The following is a 16,778-nucleotide window of genomic DNA, read 5'->3' as shown; positions in this document are numbered from 1 at the left end:
GGCGCCACGGTACCGGGCTCGACGGACGATCCCGGGCGCCCGCGGGCTCGACGTGGCAACTACTTGACGATTGGGAAAGTACTTGCCAGTTTCCCGCCACCGCCGCTCCGGAGAGGGAAGCCGATGACCGTCCCCACGCCCCAGACCGCCGCCGCTCTGCTCGCCGAGGCCGCGGCCGCCGACGCCCGCGTCCGCCGGGAGGCCAGCCCCGCGTCGTCCGGTTTCCTCGCCACCCTCGGCTGCGCCAGCGCCGGCTTCTTCCTCGCCCCGCCGGTGGCCGACGGCGACCGCGGCGTGCTGGCCGCCGCCGCGGTCTTCGCGCTCGCCGTGCTGGGTGCCGCCGTCGCGCTGGTCTCCGGGCTGCGCTCCACCCGGCACGGTTTCGGCCGCCGCTTCGGGCTCACCATGGGCGCCTGGTCGGCGGTGTTCGCGGTGGGGCTCACGGTCGGGACGACGACGGACCTCGCGCGCAGCTGGGCCTTCCGGGCGCCGGCCGCGCTGCTGGTCGTGCTGCCCTGCCTCGTCGGGGCGTGGCGGGAACTGCCCCGGTGAGCGACGCGCCGGGCGGCCACCCGCGGCACGCGCTGGACGAGGTGATCCACGCGCCGGTGCGCTTCTCGGTGATGGCCACGCTGGCCTCGGCCGAGGAGGCGGAGTTCGGCTTCGTGCGGGACGGCGTCCAGGTGAGCGACTCGCTGCTGTCCAAGACCGTCAGCGCGCTGGAGAGAGCCGGCTACGTCGAGGTGCGCAAGGGCTACGTGGGCAAGCGGCCGCGCACCTGGCTGCGGCTCAGCCGCAGGGGCCGCGAGGCGTTCGCGGCGCACGTGGCGGCCCTGCGCGCGATCGCCGACGGTCAGCCGGGAGTGAGGCGGTAGGCGTCCGTGCGGTAGGGCAGGTCGACCAGGTCCCGGCCGCGGGTGTCGGGGTGGGTGGCCAGCACCTCGCGCACCCGGTCCAGGAACTCCGTCCGGTGGGCGTCGTCCATCGTGGCCACGTAGCTGCGGGTGGCGATGCCGGCCACCACCTGCTCCGAGGTGAGCCGCTGGACGACGGCGGACCGGAACCGCTCCACGCGAGCGTCCAGGGACGCGGCCAGGTCGTGGACGACCGCCTGGTCCGCCTCGTGGTCGCGGGACTCGGCCACCAGGACCGCCCCGAGCGCCCCCACCCAGGGCACCTGCTCGTCGCGGGTGTTCCAGACCAGCCCGACGACGCCGCCCGGCCGCAGCACGCGGCGCATCTCCGCCGCGGCCGGCTGCGGCTGGAACCAGTGCGCGGCCTGACCCGCCACCACCGCGTCGACGCTCCCGTCGGGCAGGGGGATCTCCTCAGCGCCGCCGGCCAGCGCCTCGACGTCCGCGTGCCGCGCCTGCAGCTCGGCCAGCATCTCCTCGGCCGGGTCCACCGCCACGACCTCGTGGCCCGCCGCCAGTACGACGCCGGTCAGCAGGCCGGTGCCGGCACCGAGGTCGAGGACCCGCAGCGGCCGGTCGCCGAGCAGGAACCCGACGGCGTCGGCCGGGTAGCCCGGCCGCAGTGCCGCGTAGCCCGCCGCGACCGAGCCGAACGAGCGTCGCCGCTCCTGCCAGGTCCCCGGGTCGAGGTCGCCGGTCGGCACGGGGACCTCAGCCGGCGGGGACCGCGTCGGTGCCGGCGGCCGTCTTCTTGGCGGTCTTCTTCGCGGCGGTGGCCTTGGTGGCCGTCGTCTTCTTGGCGGCGGTCTTCTTCGCCCCCGTCGCCTTTGCGGCGGTGGTCGTCTTCTTCGCCGCCGCCTTCTTCGTGGTGGCCTTCTTCGTCGTCGGGTTGGCGCGCCGGTCCGCGAGCAGCTCGGCCGCCCGCTCGAGCGTGATGCTCTCGACGTCGTCGCCCTTGCGCAGGCTCGCGTTGGTCTCGCCGTCGGTGACGTAGGGACCGAAGCGTCCCTCCCGCACGGTGATCGCGCCCTCACTGACCGGGTCGGGGCCCAGTTCCTTGAGCGGGGCCGCGGCGGCCCGGCGGCCCCGCTGCTTGGGCTGGGCGAAGATGGCCAGCGCCTCGTCGAGGGTGACGGTGAAGAGCCGGTCCTCGCTCTCCAGGGAGCGGGAGTCGGTGCCCTTCTTCAGGTACGGCCCGTAGCGGCCGTTGAGCGCCTGGATCTCCTCGCCGTCCGGCGCCGCGCCGACCGTGCGCGGCAGCGTGAGCAGCTTGACCGCGTCGTCGAGGGTGACCGTCTCCGGCGACATCGACGAGAACAGGCTCGCCGTGCTCGGCGCCTCCTTGCTCCCCTCCGGCACGACCGTGGTGACGTACGGGCCGTAGCGGCCGGCCTTCACCACGACCGGCAGCCCGGACTCCGGGTGGGTGCCGAGCTCGCGGTCGCTCGACGGCGCGGCGAGCAGCTCCTCGACCTTGTCCTGGACCAGCTCGTCGGGGGCGAGGTCCTCGGGCAGGCTGACCCGGGGGCCGTCCTCGCCCCCGACCTGCAGGTAGGGGCCGTAGCGGCCGACCCGCACGAGGACCGGCTCCCCGCCGGGACCGGTGGCGCGCAGCGGGATGGAGTTGACCCCGCGGGCGTCGATCTCCTCCAGCCGCTGGCCGATGACCTGCTTGAGGCCGCCGGACTTGGCGATCCCGCCGGCGTGCCGGCCCTCGCCACCGAAGTAGAACTCGGTGAGCCAGTCGACCCGCTGCAGGGTGCCGCCGGCGATCTCGTCCAGCTCCTCCTCCAGCGAGGCGGTGAAGTCGTAGTCGACGAGCTGGGCGAAGTGCTGCTCCAGGAGGTTCACCACGGCGAACGCGATGAACGTGGGGACGAGCGCGTTGCCCTTCTTCCACACGTACCCGCGGTCCTGGATGGTCTGCATGATGGAGGCGTAGGTCGACGGCCGGCCGATGCCGAGCTCCTCGAGCCGGGCGACCAGGCTCGGCTCGGTGTACCGGGACGGCGGCGTCGTCGAGTGGCCCTTGGCCTCGAGCGCCTGGGTGGCCAGCTGCTGGCCCCGCTCGACCCGGGGCAGCCGGCGCTCCGCGTCGTCGGTGCCGGGGTCGTCGTCGCCGGCCGCACCCTCGTCGCGGGACTCGACGTAGGCCCGCAGGAAGCCGGGGAAGGTGATCGTGCGCCCGCTGGCGGTGAACTCGACGGCCTCGTCGGTGCTGCTGCGCCCGGCCAGCCGGATGCTCACGGTCTGACCCACGGCGTCGGCCATCTGCGAGGCGACCGTGCGCTGCCAGATCAGCTCGTAGAGCCGGAACTCGTCGCGAGCGAGCTGACCGGCGAGCTGACCGGGCGTGCGGAAGCTGTCCCCGGCGGGGCGGATGGCCTCGTGCGCCTCCTGCGCGCCCTTGGCCTTGCTCTTGTAGCGCCGGGCCTCCGCGGGCACGAACGCGTCGCCGTAGAGCTGGCGGGCTTGGGTCCGTGCGGCGTTGATCGCCTCGTCGGAGAGGTTGGTCGAGTCGGTCCGCATGTAGGTGATGTGGCCGTTCTCGTACAGCCGCTGGGCCACCCGCATGACCTGCGCCGAGGACCAGCCGAGCTTCCGGCCGGCCTCCATCTGCAACGTCGAGGTGGTGAACGGCGCGTACGGACGACGCCGGTAGGGCTTCTCGTCGACCCGGCTGACGGTGACCTGACCGCCCTCGAGCCGAGCGGCCAGCCCGCGGGCCCCGGCCTCGTCGAGGTGGACGACGTCGCCGGAGACCCGGCCGGTGGCGGGGTCGAAGTCGCGGCCGGTGGCGACCCGGCTGTCGTCGACGCTGACCAGCCGGGCGCGCAGGGTCGTGGGCTCACCCTCGTCCGCGCCGCGCTGTTCGGTGACGGCGAAGGTGCCCTCCAACGACCAGTAGTCGGCCGATCGGAAGGCCATCCGCTCGCGCTCGCGCTCCACGACGATGCGGGTCGCGACCGACTGCACGCGGCCGGCCGACAGCTTGGGCAGGACCTTCTTCCACAGCACGGGGCTGACCTCGTAGCCGTAGAGCCGGTCGAGGATGCGGCGGGTCTCCTGCGCGTCGACCAGGGCGGTGTCGAGCTCGCGCGGGTTGGCGACCGCCCGGGCGATCGCCTCGGGCGTGATCTCGTGGAAGACCATGCGGCGCACCGGCACCCGGGGCTTCAGGGTGTCCACGAGGTGCCACGCGATGGCCTCGCCCTCGCGGTCCTCATCGGTGGCGAGGTAGACCTCGCTGGCCTCCTTCACCAGCTGCTTGAGCCGGCTGACCTGCTGCCTGCGGTCGGGGCTGACGACGTAGAGCGGCTCGAACGCGTTGTCGACGTCCACCCCGAGCCGGGCCCAGGAGGCGCCCTTGTGCTCGGCCGGCACGTCGGCGGCGTTGCGCGGGAGGTCCCGGATGTGCCCGACGCTGGCCTCGACGACGTAGCCGCTGCCCAGGTAACCGGCGATCTTCCCGGCCTTGGTCGGGGACTCCACGATGACCAGTGGCCGCCCGCCCCCGGTCGCGGCGGGGCGACGGCGGGCAGGGGTGCTCGTGCCACCGGCCGTTCGGGCGGCGGTCGGGCTGCCGTTCTTCACGGTCTTCGTGGGGGCCACGGTGCTCCTGTCGGTGCTGCTCGGTGCGGGCGCCGGGAGGCCGGCGCCGGATGGCGCGGTCGCGGCGCGTACGCCCTCGGCGACGCCACGGTAGGCCACGACTCCGACGAGGAGGCGTTCGGCGACCCACCGTGGGCGTGCCGTCACCCGCTCCAATGGCCCGGCGAGGCCCCGTGTTCCCAGGGCCCGGCGTCGTCAGTCCGGTGGCCGGGGACCGGCGACCACCTCCCCGATCGCCGCCAGGGTCGGGAAGTGCTCGGCGTAGTACTCACTGTGCGTCATCACCCACTCGGTCGGCAGCTCGATGGCCCCGAACCCGTCGTCCCACGTCGGATACCTGCCGTGCCAGTCCACCCAGCCGATCGGGTCCAACCCGGCTGACGCCTCGTACACCTCGGCGGCCTCCAGGCTCCCGGCGTCCCCGTTCATGCCCGGGCTCCCGTTGAGGACCACCGCATCGGCGGCCAGCTCCCCGGGCGCCGCGGCGGCCTGCTCCACCACCGTCGTCCCGTAGCTGTGCGCGCTGACGACGACGCGCGCCGGATCGGTGGCGCGGGCGGTGGCGAGACCGTCCAGGGCACGGTCGAGTGCGCGACCGCCCTCCCGGCTCGCTGACGTGCCGACCGCACCGAGAACTCCCGGCGGCCGGTAACCGAACCAGGCCACGCCGGCCACGGTGAGCCCTGGCTCGGCAGCGCGGGCGGCGTCGGCCACCGCGTCGGCGTTCTCCACCAGGTCGTCGAGGTCGTCCTGCGGCTCGTTCAGGATGCCCGGGACCAGGAGCGCGACCGAGTCGGCGGTGTCGACGTCCCCCAGTGCGAGCCCGACCAGCCCCTCCGACGGCCGGAGCTCGTACAGCTGGACGGACTCGCCCTGCTCCTCCCGCTCGGTGAGCTCCGCCGCGACCGAGACGGCGACGGGGTGCCCCGCCGCCGAGGAGTCGGCGAGGACCTCCTCGAGGCGCAGCCGGTTCGCCCGGTCGCGGGCCCAGGCGGGCAGTCCCTCCAGACCGCCCGCGAGCACCGGGGTGCGCTCGATGACGGTCTCCCGTTCGGCCGTGGACAGGCCGGCCCACCAGGCGGCCACCTCGCCGGGCGGGCGGTTCAGCACCAGCGTCGCCGGCGGTGCGGACGGCGGGGGAACGAGGTCGGCGAGGGCGGCGAAGGTCGCGGGGCCGGAGGGCCCGCCGATCCCCGGCCCGGTCAGCGCGTCGGCCGCGGCGGTCGCGGCCAGGCCGGCCCGCGCCGCGGCGTCCAGGGCCTCGGCCGCCAGCTCCTGGGCGCGCCAGACCGCTGCGGTCTGGTCGGCGTCGAGACCGGCCGCTGCCGCGCCCAGCGGCGGGATCGCGACGAGCCGCCCGGTCCCGTCGAGGACCACCGGTACCGCCGCGGCTGCCGCCAGTGCCCGCTCCGCGGAGTCCTGCGCCGCGTCGGCCTCGGTGAGCAGCCGGTGGGCCTGCTCGAGCGACTCCGTCAGCGCCGTGGTGACCGCGGTGGCCACCGTGGACACCTCGACGAGGGCGGTCCCCGCGGCCTGCGCGGCCGGGCCGTACCAGCACTCCGCGTCGGTGAGCGACCGGCCGACGGACTCCATTCGGGCCCGCCAGGAGGGCAGCCGGTCGGCGACGGTGACGAGGGTCGAGACGGCGCCGCGCAACCGCGGGACGTCCCAGCCGGCGACCTCGGTCAGCGGCGGAGCGCTCATCGCGGCGCCGTCCCGCGCCGGCTCTCGAGCACGCGGTCGGCGAGGACCGCGTCGGTCATCCGGTAGGAGGCGACCGCCTCGTGCAGCGTCGTGGCCAGCCGGCCGGTGTGCCCGGCCACGAGGTCGAGCACACCGCCCCAGCCGGAGCCCGCGGCGCCCGCCTGCTCCCCCGTCTCGCCGGTGACCGCCGTCCCCAGGGAGACGGCGGTCGACCGGCAGAGCTGGGCGTCCTCGCCCAGCTCCGCCGCGAGCAGCGTCAGCTCGACGGCCAGCGTGTCGATGGCGTCGAGCTGCGCGGTGATGGTCACGGACACGGAGACCTCCCGGCGTCGTGCCGGGCCACGGTGGACCGGCGCGGCCGGACGCTAGGCGGCCGGCCCGACGGCTCGCCGGTGCTCGTCCACAGCCGGCACCGCCGTCCACAGACCACCGCCGCCGTCCTCCGGCCGGCGGGGACCGGCCGGAGGATCGGGGCGTGCGCTCAGGGAACGCTGGTGGTCAGGGAGGTGCTGGGGTTGTCCGCCCCGGCCCCGCCCACGACGACCGACCGCCGCTTGGAGACGATGACGGCGCCCACGATGATCAGGGTCGCCACGACCGCGATGACGATCCGCAGGGTCGTGTTCTGGTCCTCCCCCACCGACATGCCGACGATGGCCGGCGCGATCAACAGGGCGACCAGGTTCATGACCTTGATCAGCGGGTTGATGGCCGGACCGGCGGTGTCCTTGAACGGGTCGCCGACGGTGTCGCCGATGACCGTGGCGGCGTGCGCCTCGCTGCCCTTCCCGCCGTAGGCGCCGTCCTCGACCATCTTCTTGGCGTTGTCCCAGGCACCGCCGGAGTTGGCGAGGAAAACGGCCATGAGGGTGCCTGCCGCGATGGCGCCGACGAGGTAGGCCGCCAGCGGCCCGAACCCGAGACCGAACCCGACGGCCACCGGTGCGAGCACCGCCAGGAGCCCGGGGGTGGCGAGCTCGCGCAGGGAGTCCTTCGTGCAGATGTCGACCACGGCGCTGTAGTCGGGCCGCTCGGTGTAGTCCATGATCCCGGGCCGGGTCCGGAACTGCTCCCGCACCTCGAAGACCACCCGGCCGGCGGCGCGGGAGACCGCGCTGATCGCCAGGCCGGAGAAGAAGAAGACGACGGCCGCACCGAGCAGGGCCCCCACGATGTTGTTCGGGTTCACCAGGCTGAAGGCGGAACCCAGGGTGTCCCCGGCCTCGTCGAGCGCGACGCCGATCTGGGCGTTGTAGGAGCCGAACAGCGCGGTGGCCGCGAGCACGGCCGTGGCGATCGCGATGCCCTTGGTGATGGCCTTGGTGGTGTTGCCGACCGCGTCGAGGTCGGTGAGCACCCGGGCGCCCTCCTCGTCGATGTCGCCCGACATCTCCGCGATGCCCTGCGCGTTGTCGCTGACCGGGCCGAAGGTGTCCATCGAGACGATGACGCCGGCCGTGGTCAGCAGGCCGCAGCCGGCCAGCGCGACCGCGTACAGCGCGGCGCCGCCGCCGACCAGGAACGCCGCGTACACCGCGCCGCCGATGAGCAGCGCCGCGTAGACCGCGGACTCCAGGCCGAGCGAGATCCCCGAGAGGATGACGGTGGCCGGGCCGGTCAGCGAGCTGCGCCCGACGTCCTGAACGGGCTTGCGCGCCGTCTCGGTGAAGTAGCCGGTGAGCAGCTGGATCGCCGCGGCGAGCACGATGCCGACGAGCACGGCGACGAAGCCGAGGACCTGCGGGCTGACGACCGTGTCGGGGACGTCGGCGACGCTGGGCAGCACGGTGAAGGCGGCGGCCGCGACCAGGACCAACGAGACGACGGCGGAGGTGAAGAAGCCGCGGTTGATCGGCGCCAGGCCGTTGGCGTCGTTCTTGCCGGGGTTGCTGGCGAGGATCCCGACGACCGAGGCGATCACGCCGATGGCGGCGACCACCAGCGGGAAGACCATCCCGACCGCTCCGAAGAAGACCTGGCCCAGGATCAGCGCCGCGACGAGCGTGACGGCGTAGGACTCGAAGAGGTCGGCGGCCATCCCCGCGCAGTCGCCCACGTTGTCGCCCACGTTGTCGGCGATGGTGGCCGCGTTGCGGGGATCGTCCTCCGGGATGCCGGCCTCGACCTTGCCGACCAGGTCGGCACCGACGTCGGCGGCCTTGGTGAAGATGCCGCCGCCGACACGCATGAACATGGCCAGCAGGGCCCCACCGAAGCCGAAGCCCTCCAGCACGACCGGCGCGGTCTCGTCGAACAGCAGCAGCGCGAGGGCGGCGCCGAACAGGCCGAGGCCGACGGTGATCATCCCGCAGACCCCGCCCGTGCGGTACGCGATGCGGAAGGCCGGCCGGTAGCCGCCGGTGCGGGCCGCCGCGGCCACCCGGACGTTGCCGCGGGTGGCCAGTGTCATCCCGATGAACCCGACCATCGCCGAGAAGAGCGCCCCGACCAGGAAGAACAGCGCGCGACCCACCCGGGTGCCCCACCCTCCCTCGTGGACCGGCAGCACGAGCAGCAGGACGAAGACGATGATGGCGAAGACGGCGAGCGTGCGGAACTGTCTGCGCAGATAGGCCGCCGCACCCTCCTGTACCGCCCGCGCGATGTCGCGCATCGTCGTGGTGCCTTGGTCGGCCGCCATGACGGCGCGGACCAGGTAGGCGGCGAAGGCGAGGGCGGCGATCGAGATGGCGAGGACGATCGTCACCAGTACGACGTCCCCGCCGGAGAGTGCACTGTCCGGCATGTGTTTCCTCCCAAGCGGTCGGCTGCCCCCGGCACGTGCTCCGGTCGGCGGAGGTCCTGTCCGGGCGCACGGATTCGTTCCGTGTGCCCGAGCGTCGCGTGAGTGTAAGGGGAATCACACGCCGCACAGGTAGCCCGACCGTCCGCTCTCGATCGGGCGCCCACGGGTTGCCCGGAGGTGTGACAGTGGAGGGGTGACCACGCTCCACCCGGTCCGGTCGGCTCCCCCTCCCGGCACGGACCCTGGTCCAGGGGGTGGCATCCTCCCCGGCGGCGACCTGCTCGCCGCCGTCCTCGCCGGCACGCCGGAGGAGGAGCAACCGGTCACCCACGTCCACCGGCTGGCGGTGCGGGAGAGCCGCACCCTGCCGTGGCCGGAGTGGGTGGGACCCGCGCTGCGGGCACGGCTGGAGGCCAACGGCGTCGCGTCTCCGTACCGGCACCAGGTGGAGGCCGCGCAGCTCGCGCACGACGGCCGGAACGTGGTCGTGGCGACCGGGACGGCGTCGGGCAAGTCCCTGGCCTACCAGCTGCCGGCGCTGACCCGGCTGAGCGAGGACCCCCGCGCCTGCGTGCTGTACCTCGCGCCGACCAAGGCCCTGGCCCGGGACCAGCTCGCCTCGGTGGCCGCGCTGGCCGACCCGACGGTGCGTCCCGCCGCGTACGACGGCGACACCCCGATGGAGGAGCGCGAGTGGGTCCGGCGGCACTCGCGCTGGATCGTCACCAACCCCGACATGCTGCACCGCGGTGTCCTGCCGGCTCACCAGAAGTGGTCGAGCACCCTGCGCCGGCTGGCCTACGTGGTGGTCGACGAGTGCCACTCGTACCGAGGGGTGTTCGGCTCGCACGTCGGTCACGTCCTGCGCCGGCTGCGACGGATCTGCCGCCGCTACGGCGCCGAGCCGGTGTTCCTGCTGGCCTCGGCCACCGTCGCGGAGCCGGCCGCCGCCGCCTCCCGGCTGGTGGGCGCCCCGGTGGTCGCCGTGACCGAGGACGGCTCGCCGCGGCCGGGCGCCACCTTCGCCCTCTGGGAACCTCCGTTGACCGAGCGCACCGGGGAGCACGGCGCGCCCCTGCGCCGCTCGGCGGCCGCGGACGCCGCGACGCTGCTGGCCGACCTGGTCGAGCGCAACGCGCGGACGCTGGCGTTCGTCCGGTCCCGCCGCAGCGCCGAGTCCGTCGCCGAGCAGGCCCGCCGGATCCTGCTCGACCGCGGCCGCGGCGACCTGGCCCGCCGGGTTGACTCCTACCGCGGCGGGTACCTGCCGGAGGAGCGCCGGGAGCTGGAACGGGCGCTGTCGGCCGGTGAGCTGCTCGGCGTCGCGACGACCAACGCCCTGGAACTGGGCATCGACATCGCGGGCCTGGACGCCGTCGTGCTCGCCGGCTATCCCGGGACGCTGGCCTCCCTGTGGCAGCAGGCCGGCCGCGCCGGGCGCGCGCAGCGGGAGTCGCTGGTCGTCTTCGTCGCCCGCGACGACCCGCTGGACCACTACCTGGCCCACCACCCGCGGGCGGTGTTCGGGCGGCCGGTGGAGGCCACGGTCACCGACCCCACCAACCCCTACGTGCTCGGGCCCCAGCTGTGCTGCGCCGCCGCGGAGCTGCCGCTGGTGCCCGACGACCTCGCCGACTTCGGCGGGCCCGCCGCCGAGGCACGGGTCGAGGAACTGGTCGCCGATGGGCTGCTGCGGCGGCGCCCGACGGGCTGGTACTGGGCCGGCCGGGGGCGCCCGGACGTCGACATCCGAGGCAGCGGCCTGGAGCCGGTGACGATCATCGAAGGCGCCACCGGGCGGCTGCTGGGCACCGTCGACGGCGACGCCGCCCACGCGACGGTGCACACCGGCGCCCTCTACGTGCACCGCGGCGAGACCTACGTCGTCGACGAGTTCAGCGTGGACGACGCGATCGCCGTGGTGCACCCGGAGAGCCCCGAGTGGACGACGGTCGCCCGGGACGTCACCGACCTGTCGATCGTCTCCACCGACAGCTCGCGGCGGCTGGGGACCCTCACCGCGCACACCGGCGTCGTCGACGTGACCAACCAGGTGGTGGCCTACCAGCGCCGGCGGCTGGGCACCGGCGAGGTGCTGGCGGAGTTCCCGCTCGACCTGCCGGCGCGACAGCTGCGCACCCGCGCGGTCTGGCTCGCGCTCGACGAGCAGGCGGTGGCCCGCGCGGAGGTGGACGAGGTCGGGCTGCCCGGCTCGTTGCACGCGGCCGAGCACGCCGCGATCGGCATCCTCCCGCTCCTGGCGACCTGCGACCGCTGGGACCTCGGCGGCGTCTCCACCGCCCTGCACCCCGACACCGGTGCGGCGACGATCGTCGTCTATGACGGCCACCCCGGGGGCGCCGGCTTCGCCGACCGGGGCTTCGCCGTGCTCCGGCGCTGGCTGCAGGCGACCCGGGCGACGGTCGCCAGCTGTGAGTGTGAGAGCGGCTGCCCCTCCTGCGTCCAGTCACCCAAGTGCGGCAACGGCAACGACCCGTTGGACAAGGCGGGGGCGGTGCGCGTGCTGGACGTCGTCCTCGACGAACTGGCCGCCGCCGAGGCGTCGACGGGGGCACAGCCCGTGGAGCTCGGCGAGCCCGAGCCCGAGCCCGCGAGCGGGCCAGGTGCGGCGGACGTCCCCGGCCCGGTCTCCCGGGACAGCCGTGCTGCGGCGGGCGGGCAACCGGCCCCCGTACCCCCACACACGGAGGACGACCTCGTCTTCTAGGGCCCACCGGAGCCTGCGAGAACCGACGGCGGGACCGGACCGGCCCGGGCCCGGGCGTCCGCCCGGTGCACGCCGAGGGGCCCGAGGGCGACCGGGACCTCGACGGCGACCGAGACGACGGCCCCCGCGTCGACGGAGCACGCGGTGAGGTGTGCACCGTTGGCCGTCGCGACCTGCGCCGCCACGCTGCACGCCGCGGAATCCCCCCGGACGGCCCGCTCGGCCGCTGCCAGTGCTGCCAGGTCGGCGGCGGACGTGGCCCGGTGCCGCGCGACGACGGCCCCTCCGACCAGGACGGCGGCGACCCCGATGGCCGCGAGGACCCCGGACAGGGCGACGACCCAGACGGTCGCCGAACCGCGCTCCGGGTCGGTCCCGGTCGCGTCGGTCATCCGTCGTCCCCGTTCGGGACCGCTGCCCGGCCGGCCGCAGCATCCACCTCCGTGCCCGGCTCCCGTTGGGCCGTCGCGGAGGCCGACACCCGCACCCGGAGCGGCACGGGCCCGAGCGGCGCGACGTCGGCGGCCACGGTGACGACGACCGTCGACCCGGCCGCCGCGGTGGTGACCGCCGCGCCGTCGGGTGCGGCCCGGCCGGCGACGGCGATCACGACCGCCGCCTCCTCGCCCCGGGCGGCGGCGCGGGCGCCCTCCCGAGCCGCGTCCACGCACCGGAGCTGGGCGCCGACGACGGTGACCGCGGCGACCGCGCCGGCGAGGACGAGCAGGAGCACGGGGAGCACGACCGCCGTCTCCGCCGTGACCATGCCCGCCTCGGGGCCACCCCGGGCCCGCCCCGGTCGCGCTCGGCGGGCCCGGCCGATCGGCGTCACGGTCAGGAGAGGGTGGCCAGCGCGGATGCGACCAGCTCGCTGAGCCCGTCCACGACCGAACCCCCGGTGACCACCCGGTAGAGCACGGCGGCGAACGCGCAGGCAGCGACGGTGCCCACCGCGTACTCGGCAGTGCTCATCCCGGCCTCACCGGTGGCGCGGACACGGGCCCAGCGGGCCCGCAACCAGCCGGCGTGCGGAGTCGCCCCCTCGGTGGCCGCGGAGCTGTCGGGCAGTGCCAGGGAGTCGGGCTGGGGCGCGGCGTTGCTGGTCACGGTGCCTCCTCGTTCTCGGCCCGCCGTCCGGGCCGTCGCCTCCGACCCTCGCGGTGGGCGCTCCGCACCTCCATGAGCCGGCGGCATCTGTGGATCCCGCGACCGCCTGTGGACCGCGGACCGGCTCAGCCGAAGACGTCGGCCGCGATGCCGAGGACGAGGGGCACCACACCGAGGCAGAGGAAGGCCGGCAGGAAGCAGGCCCCGAGCGGGGCCAGCACCCACACACCGGCCCGGCGCACGGCGGCGTCGGCGCGGCTGCGCGCCTCCGCGCGGAGGTCGGCGGCGAGCGCCTGCACCGCGGGCACCACCGCGGACCCGGACTCCCCCGCCCGCACCAGCACCCGGCCCAGCCCATCGAGGTCGGCAGGGACGTCGGACCACGCGCGCGACGGTGGCGCTCCCATCCGGTAGAGGGCGGCGACCGTCGCCAGGGCGGGTCCCGGAGCGCCGGGGAGCACCGAGGCCACGGCGGCGACGGCTCCGCCCACGGGCATCCCCGCCCTCAGGCAGACGGCGAGCAGGTCACAGGCCACCGGCAGGTCCGCGGATGACCCGACGCCGGCCGACCGTTCGTCCCCGCCTCGGCGCAGCAGGCGCTCGATGCCCGCGGCGACCACGGCCGCGGTCACCGCTCCCAGGAGCCCACCCACCAGGAGCCCGGTCGCGACCCCCGCCGTGCCGGCGAGCGCCCAGCGGCGGCGGGGGCCGACATCGGCGCCTCCCGCGGGAGGACCCGCCTCCGCCACCTGCGGCACGGAGAGGCGCCGCACGCGGCGGAGGACCAGCGTCCGCCGAGGCGGCCAGACCAGCACCGCCGCCGCCAGGAGCAGTGCGGCGGCGTGCCCGCTCACCGCACGGCCCGGCTGACGAGACGGTCCGACCAGGCCAGGCCCGCGACCTCCAACCCCACCCCGGCCACGAGCAGCACCTGACCGGTCCCCGTCGTCGTGAGCACGCGCCACGGGTCCGCGCCGACCCCACCGCCCATCGCCAGCGCGAGCAGGGGGAGTCCGGCCAGCAGCACCGTGCTCGCCCGGGACCCCGCCGTGGCCGCCCGGAGGTCCAGCCGGTACCGGCGGCGGGCCCGCAGGTCGTCCTCCACCGCTCCGACGACGGCCGCCAGGGAACAGCCGGAGCGCTGGCTGAGCAGGGTCGCCGCCGAGACACGCTCCAGGGCATCGCCCAGGAGCCCGGCGTCCGCCGGCGCCGGGGCCGTGGGTGCGCGGACGGCGCGGGCCAGGGCCCTCCCGCTGTCGGCGTCCGCGCAGGCGGTCACGGCCGCCGCCGTCGCACCCTCCAGCGACCGGCCGCTGCGCAGCTCGGCAGCGAGGGCACCGAGCGCCTCGGCCAGCGCCAGCACGCGCGCTTCCTCCCGGTTGCCGGCGCGGCGTCGTTCTCCGGCCCGCGCCGCCAGGGACGCGACCACCCCGGCGAGCCCGGCGACCAGCGGGGTGCTGAGGAGGGCGCCTCCGGCCGCCGCCGCGACCCCGCACAGCAGGGGCACCGACGCGGCAGGCACCGACCACGGCGTGCGCCACGGGGGGCGCACGCTCGCCACGCGCCGCGCACGGAGCAGCGCCCGGTTCCCCGGCCACGTCACCAGGGCGGCACCGAGCAGGAGCAGTGCGGCGGTCACCCCGACGCTCCGGACACATGGTCCAGCAGCGCGGCCAGCCGGTCCGCGCCGGGACACGCGCCACCGTCTGCGCGCCAGCCGGCCTCGACGACGACCAGCTCCCCGGATCGGCGGACCACACCGATCTCCTCGACCCGCCGTCCGGACGGCGTCCGGCGCAGGTGCACGACGACGGCCAGCGCCGCGGCCGCCTGGCTGTGCACGGCCAGGCGGTCGAGACCGGCGGCGACACCGAGCGCCTCCAGCCGGGCCGGCACCTCGGCCGGCCGGTTGGCGTGCAGGGTGCCGCAGCCGCCGTCGTGGCCGGTGTTCAGCGCGGCGAGCAGATCGGTGACCTCGGCACCGCGCACCTCGCCCACCACCAGCCGGTCCGGGCGCATGCGCAGGGCCTGCCGCACCAGGTCGCGCAGGGTCACCTCGCCCACCGACTCCACGTTCGGCGGCCGCGTCGAGAGCCGGACGACGTGCGGGTGCGCGGGGGCCAGTTCCGGCGCGTCCTCGCACAGCACCAACCGCTCGCCCGCAGGGACGACGCCGAGCAGCGCGGACAGCAGCGTCGTCTTGCCCGACCCGGTGCCTCCGGTGACGAGGAAGGCGTGCCGGCCGGCGATGAGGGCGTGCAGCAGGGTCGCGCTGCTGCCGGGGAGGGTGCCACGCTCGGCCAGGTCGCCCAGGGACAGCGAGGCCCGGCGCAGCACCCGCAGGGACAGGCAGGTCCCGCTCCCCGACACCGGCGGCAGCACCGCGTGCAGCCGGGTGCCGTCGGGCAGCCCGACGTCGACCCACGGAGCTGCGTCGTCGAGCCGCCGCCCGGCCGCGGCTGCCAGCCGGACGGCGAGCCGGCGCACGGCGTCCTCGTCGGCGAACCGGACATCGCTGCGCTCGAGGCCTCCGCCGCGGTCGACCCACACCTCCTCGGGCCCGTTGACCAGCACGTCGCTGACCCCGGGCGCACGCAGCAGTACTTCGAGCGGTCCGGCGCCGGCCAGCTCGTCGACGGTGTCCCGCACCGCCCGCAGCACGTCGTCGTCACCGAGCAGACCGCCGGACTCCTCGCGCACCAGTGCGGCGACCGAGGCTCGGGTCGGCACTCCCGGCTCGAGCGCGAGGCGGGCACGGACCCGGTCGACCAGGGGCGGTCCGCTCACGCCGCGACCCCGGCCGTCCGGGAGACCTGCGCCAGCACCCGGCGGGCCACCGCTCCCAGCGGGGAGCGCGCACCGACGCCGGGCGGCTCGCCACGCTCGCCGCGGGGAACCGCGCTCCGGTCGTGACCGAGCTCCGCGAGCACCGGCAGCCCCGCCACGTCGGCGACCTCGTCGACCGACAGCCCTCCGGTGACGCGACGGACGACGAGCTGCGCCCCCGCCCACGCCGCGGGGCGACCGTCCAGGCCGGGACCGCCCAGGAGGCGGGCCACCGACGCGGCCCGCAGCCGTCCCGGGACGACGAGCACCGCGAGGTCGGCCTCGGCCAGCACCGGATCGGCGAGCTCGGGACGGGCCGCGCGGGGCAGGTCCACGACGACCGGCCACCCGCCGGCTCGGCCGGCCTCGACCACCGACTGCAGCGCCTCCGCGGGGACGTCGTCCGGTACCGAGCGGGAGGCCGCCAGGACGGAGACGCCGCAGACCTCGGGCAGGGCGGCCATGAGGGCGTCGCCGGCGACGCGACCGCGCAGCCCGGCGAGCTCCGGCCAGCGCGGCCCCTCGGTGTGCTCCGCGCCGAGGAGCAGGTCCAGTCCACCGCCCCAGCCATCGGCGTCGACGAGCAGCGCTCCGTCGTCGGCGGCCGCGGCCAGCGCAACCGCCGCGGCCACGGTGCTGGCCCCCGCGCCGCCACAGCTGCCCCCGACGACGACCAGCGCCCCCCGGTCGACCGGGGAGCGCAGCGCCGCGGCGACCCGCGCCACCAGCCACCCCTCGTCGTCGGGCAGGACCGCCACCCGCTCGGCGCCCAGCTCCACCGCCGCCGCCCATGCACCGGGCGGCGGCTCGCCGGGAGCGACCACGACGACGCCCGGGCGCCGGGGCAGCGCCCGGACGGCGGCGGCCGCGAGGACGTCGGTACCGAGCAGGACCAGCGGCGCGTCGCGGTGGGCCCGGCGCAGTGCGGGCCCACCGGAGGGCACCTCGGGCTCGGCACCGGCGGCGGCCAGCAGCCGCAGGAGGTCGTCGAGGAGCTCCTCGTCGGCGGCGACGACGAGCGGGCGGTGCGGGAGGGGACGGAGAGCTGCCACGGCCCCAGCGCACAGTCATCGCCCCCGGTGGCGGGAGGGGCGCACGGGATCTGTGGACAACCCGAACGGGTGTGGACAGGAAGCGATCC

Annotated in this window: 15 protein-coding genes; 3 read left to right on the top strand and 12 right to left on the bottom strand. The window is 75.9% G+C overall.

Annotation, left to right across the window (positions count from 1 at the left end; genetic code table 11):
• Positions 1 to 123 precede the first annotated feature (123 nt).
• Positions 124 to 552 (top strand): hypothetical protein, encoded by a 429-nt coding sequence (locus tag MY520_RS01145; protein WP_436689238.1) that lies wholly within the window; start codon positions 124 to 126, stop codon positions 550 to 552.
• Positions 549 to 875, top strand: coding sequence for a winged helix-turn-helix domain-containing protein (locus tag MY520_RS01140; RefSeq protein ID WP_436689236.1), 327 nt, complete (start codon positions 549 to 551; stop codon positions 873 to 875). Before MY520_RS01145 ends, MY520_RS01140 begins: the two co-directional genes overlap by 4 nt.
• On the opposite strand, the gene MY520_RS01135 is transcribed toward MY520_RS01140, so the two are convergent.
• The 5 genes from MY520_RS01135 to MY520_RS01115 all read right to left on the bottom strand — a co-directional run bounded on the left by MY520_RS01135 (position 854) and on the right by MY520_RS01115 (position 8,976).
• Entirely contained in the window at positions 854 to 1,618 is a 765-nt protein-coding gene (locus tag MY520_RS01135) for a class I SAM-dependent methyltransferase (RefSeq protein WP_436689234.1), read from the bottom strand. The two genes, MY520_RS01140 and MY520_RS01135, sit on opposite strands and share 22 nt — an antisense overlap.
• Positions 1,619 to 1,625: 7 nt before the next feature.
• Positions 1,626 to 4,526 (bottom strand): type I DNA topoisomerase, encoded by a 2,901-nt coding sequence (gene topA / locus MY520_RS01130; RefSeq protein WP_436689232.1) that lies wholly within the window; start codon positions 4,524 to 4,526, stop codon positions 1,626 to 1,628.
• 195 nt (positions 4,527 to 4,721) lie between these two features.
• Positions 4,722 to 6,230, bottom strand: coding sequence for an alpha/beta hydrolase (locus MY520_RS01125; protein WP_436689230.1), 1,509 nt, complete (start codon positions 6,228 to 6,230; stop codon positions 4,722 to 4,724).
• Positions 6,227 to 6,544, bottom strand: a complete 318-nt coding sequence (locus tag MY520_RS01120) for a hypothetical protein (protein ID WP_436689228.1) — start codon at positions 6,542 to 6,544, stop codon at positions 6,227 to 6,229. The genes MY520_RS01125 and MY520_RS01120 overlap by 4 nt, the downstream gene beginning before the upstream one ends.
• 167 nt (positions 6,545 to 6,711) lie before the next feature.
• Positions 6,712 to 8,976 (bottom strand): sodium-translocating pyrophosphatase, encoded by a 2,265-nt coding sequence (locus MY520_RS01115; RefSeq protein ID WP_436689226.1) that lies wholly within the window; start codon positions 8,974 to 8,976, stop codon positions 6,712 to 6,714.
• Between the two features lie 193 nt (positions 8,977 to 9,169).
• On the opposite strand from MY520_RS01115, the gene MY520_RS01110 reads away from it, so the two are divergent.
• Complete coding sequence (locus tag MY520_RS01110; RefSeq protein ID WP_436689224.1) at positions 9,170 to 11,704, top strand: DEAD/DEAH box helicase; 2,535 nt, start codon at positions 9,170 to 9,172, stop codon at positions 11,702 to 11,704.
• On the opposite strand, the gene MY520_RS01105 is transcribed toward MY520_RS01110, so the two are convergent.
• The 7 genes from MY520_RS01105 to ssd all read right to left on the bottom strand — a co-directional run bounded on the left by MY520_RS01105 (position 11,701) and on the right by ssd (position 16,689).
• Positions 11,701 to 12,096, bottom strand: a complete 396-nt coding sequence (locus MY520_RS01105) for an Rv3654c family TadE-like protein (protein WP_436689222.1) — start codon at positions 12,094 to 12,096, stop codon at positions 11,701 to 11,703. The two genes, MY520_RS01110 and MY520_RS01105, sit on opposite strands and share 4 nt — an antisense overlap.
• Positions 12,093 to 12,470 carry a TadE family type IV pilus minor pilin gene (locus MY520_RS01100; protein WP_436689220.1) on the bottom strand — a complete coding sequence of 126 codons (378 nt, stop codon included), beginning with the start codon at positions 12,468 to 12,470 and terminating at the stop codon, positions 12,093 to 12,095. Before MY520_RS01100 ends, MY520_RS01105 begins: the two co-directional genes overlap by 4 nt.
• A gap of 68 nt (positions 12,471 to 12,538) precedes the next feature.
• Positions 12,539 to 12,811 carry a DUF4244 domain-containing protein gene (locus MY520_RS01095; protein ID WP_436689218.1) on the bottom strand — a complete coding sequence of 91 codons (273 nt, stop codon included), beginning with the start codon at positions 12,809 to 12,811 and terminating at the stop codon, positions 12,539 to 12,541.
• Between the two features lie 125 nt (positions 12,812 to 12,936).
• A complete protein-coding gene (locus MY520_RS01090; RefSeq protein ID WP_436689216.1) occupies positions 12,937 to 13,665 on the bottom strand; it encodes a type II secretion system F family protein in 729 nt (242 codons plus the stop codon).
• Positions 13,662 to 14,450 carry a type II secretion system F family protein gene (locus tag MY520_RS01085; protein ID WP_436689214.1) on the bottom strand — a complete coding sequence of 263 codons (789 nt, stop codon included), beginning with the start codon at positions 14,448 to 14,450 and terminating at the stop codon, positions 13,662 to 13,664. The genes MY520_RS01090 and MY520_RS01085 overlap by 4 nt, the downstream gene beginning before the upstream one ends.
• Entirely contained in the window at positions 14,447 to 15,598 is a 1,152-nt protein-coding gene (locus tag MY520_RS01080) for a TadA family conjugal transfer-associated ATPase (RefSeq protein WP_436689212.1), read from the bottom strand. Before MY520_RS01080 ends, MY520_RS01085 begins: the two co-directional genes overlap by 4 nt.
• Positions 15,595 to 16,689, bottom strand: a complete 1,095-nt coding sequence (gene ssd / locus MY520_RS01075; protein WP_436689210.1) for a septum site-determining protein Ssd — start codon at positions 16,687 to 16,689, stop codon at positions 15,595 to 15,597. Before ssd ends, MY520_RS01080 begins: the two co-directional genes overlap by 4 nt.
• Positions 16,690 to 16,778 lie beyond the last annotated feature (89 nt).

The organism is Geodermatophilus sp. CPCC 205506 (assembly GCF_051383635.1).
In the GTDB taxonomy this organism is placed as follows: domain Bacteria; phylum Actinomycetota; class Actinomycetes; order Mycobacteriales; family Geodermatophilaceae; genus Geodermatophilus.
Note: the sequence above shows the minus strand (reverse complement) of the source record. Positions and strands in the feature narration are given on the sequence as shown.

What these genes read in the sequence shown, in the direction of transcription:
- MY520_RS01100 (WP_436689220.1), bottom strand. Translation starts at nt 12,470, where the DNA reads ATGGTCACGGCGGAGACGGCGGTCGTGCTCCCCGTGCTCCTGCTCGTC.
- MY520_RS01115 (WP_436689226.1), bottom strand. Translation starts at nt 8,976, where the DNA reads ATGCCGGACAGTGCACTCTCCGGCGGGGACGTCGTACTGGTGACGATC.
- MY520_RS01145 (WP_436689238.1), top strand. Translation starts at nt 124, where the DNA reads ATGACCGTCCCCACGCCCCAGACCGCCGCCGCTCTGCTCGCCGAGGCC.
- MY520_RS01105 (WP_436689222.1), bottom strand. Translation starts at nt 12,096, where the DNA reads ATGACCGACGCGACCGGGACCGACCCGGAGCGCGGTTCGGCGACCGTC.
- MY520_RS01125 (WP_436689230.1), bottom strand. Translation starts at nt 6,230, where the DNA reads ATGAGCGCTCCGCCGCTGACCGAGGTCGCCGGCTGGGACGTCCCGCGG.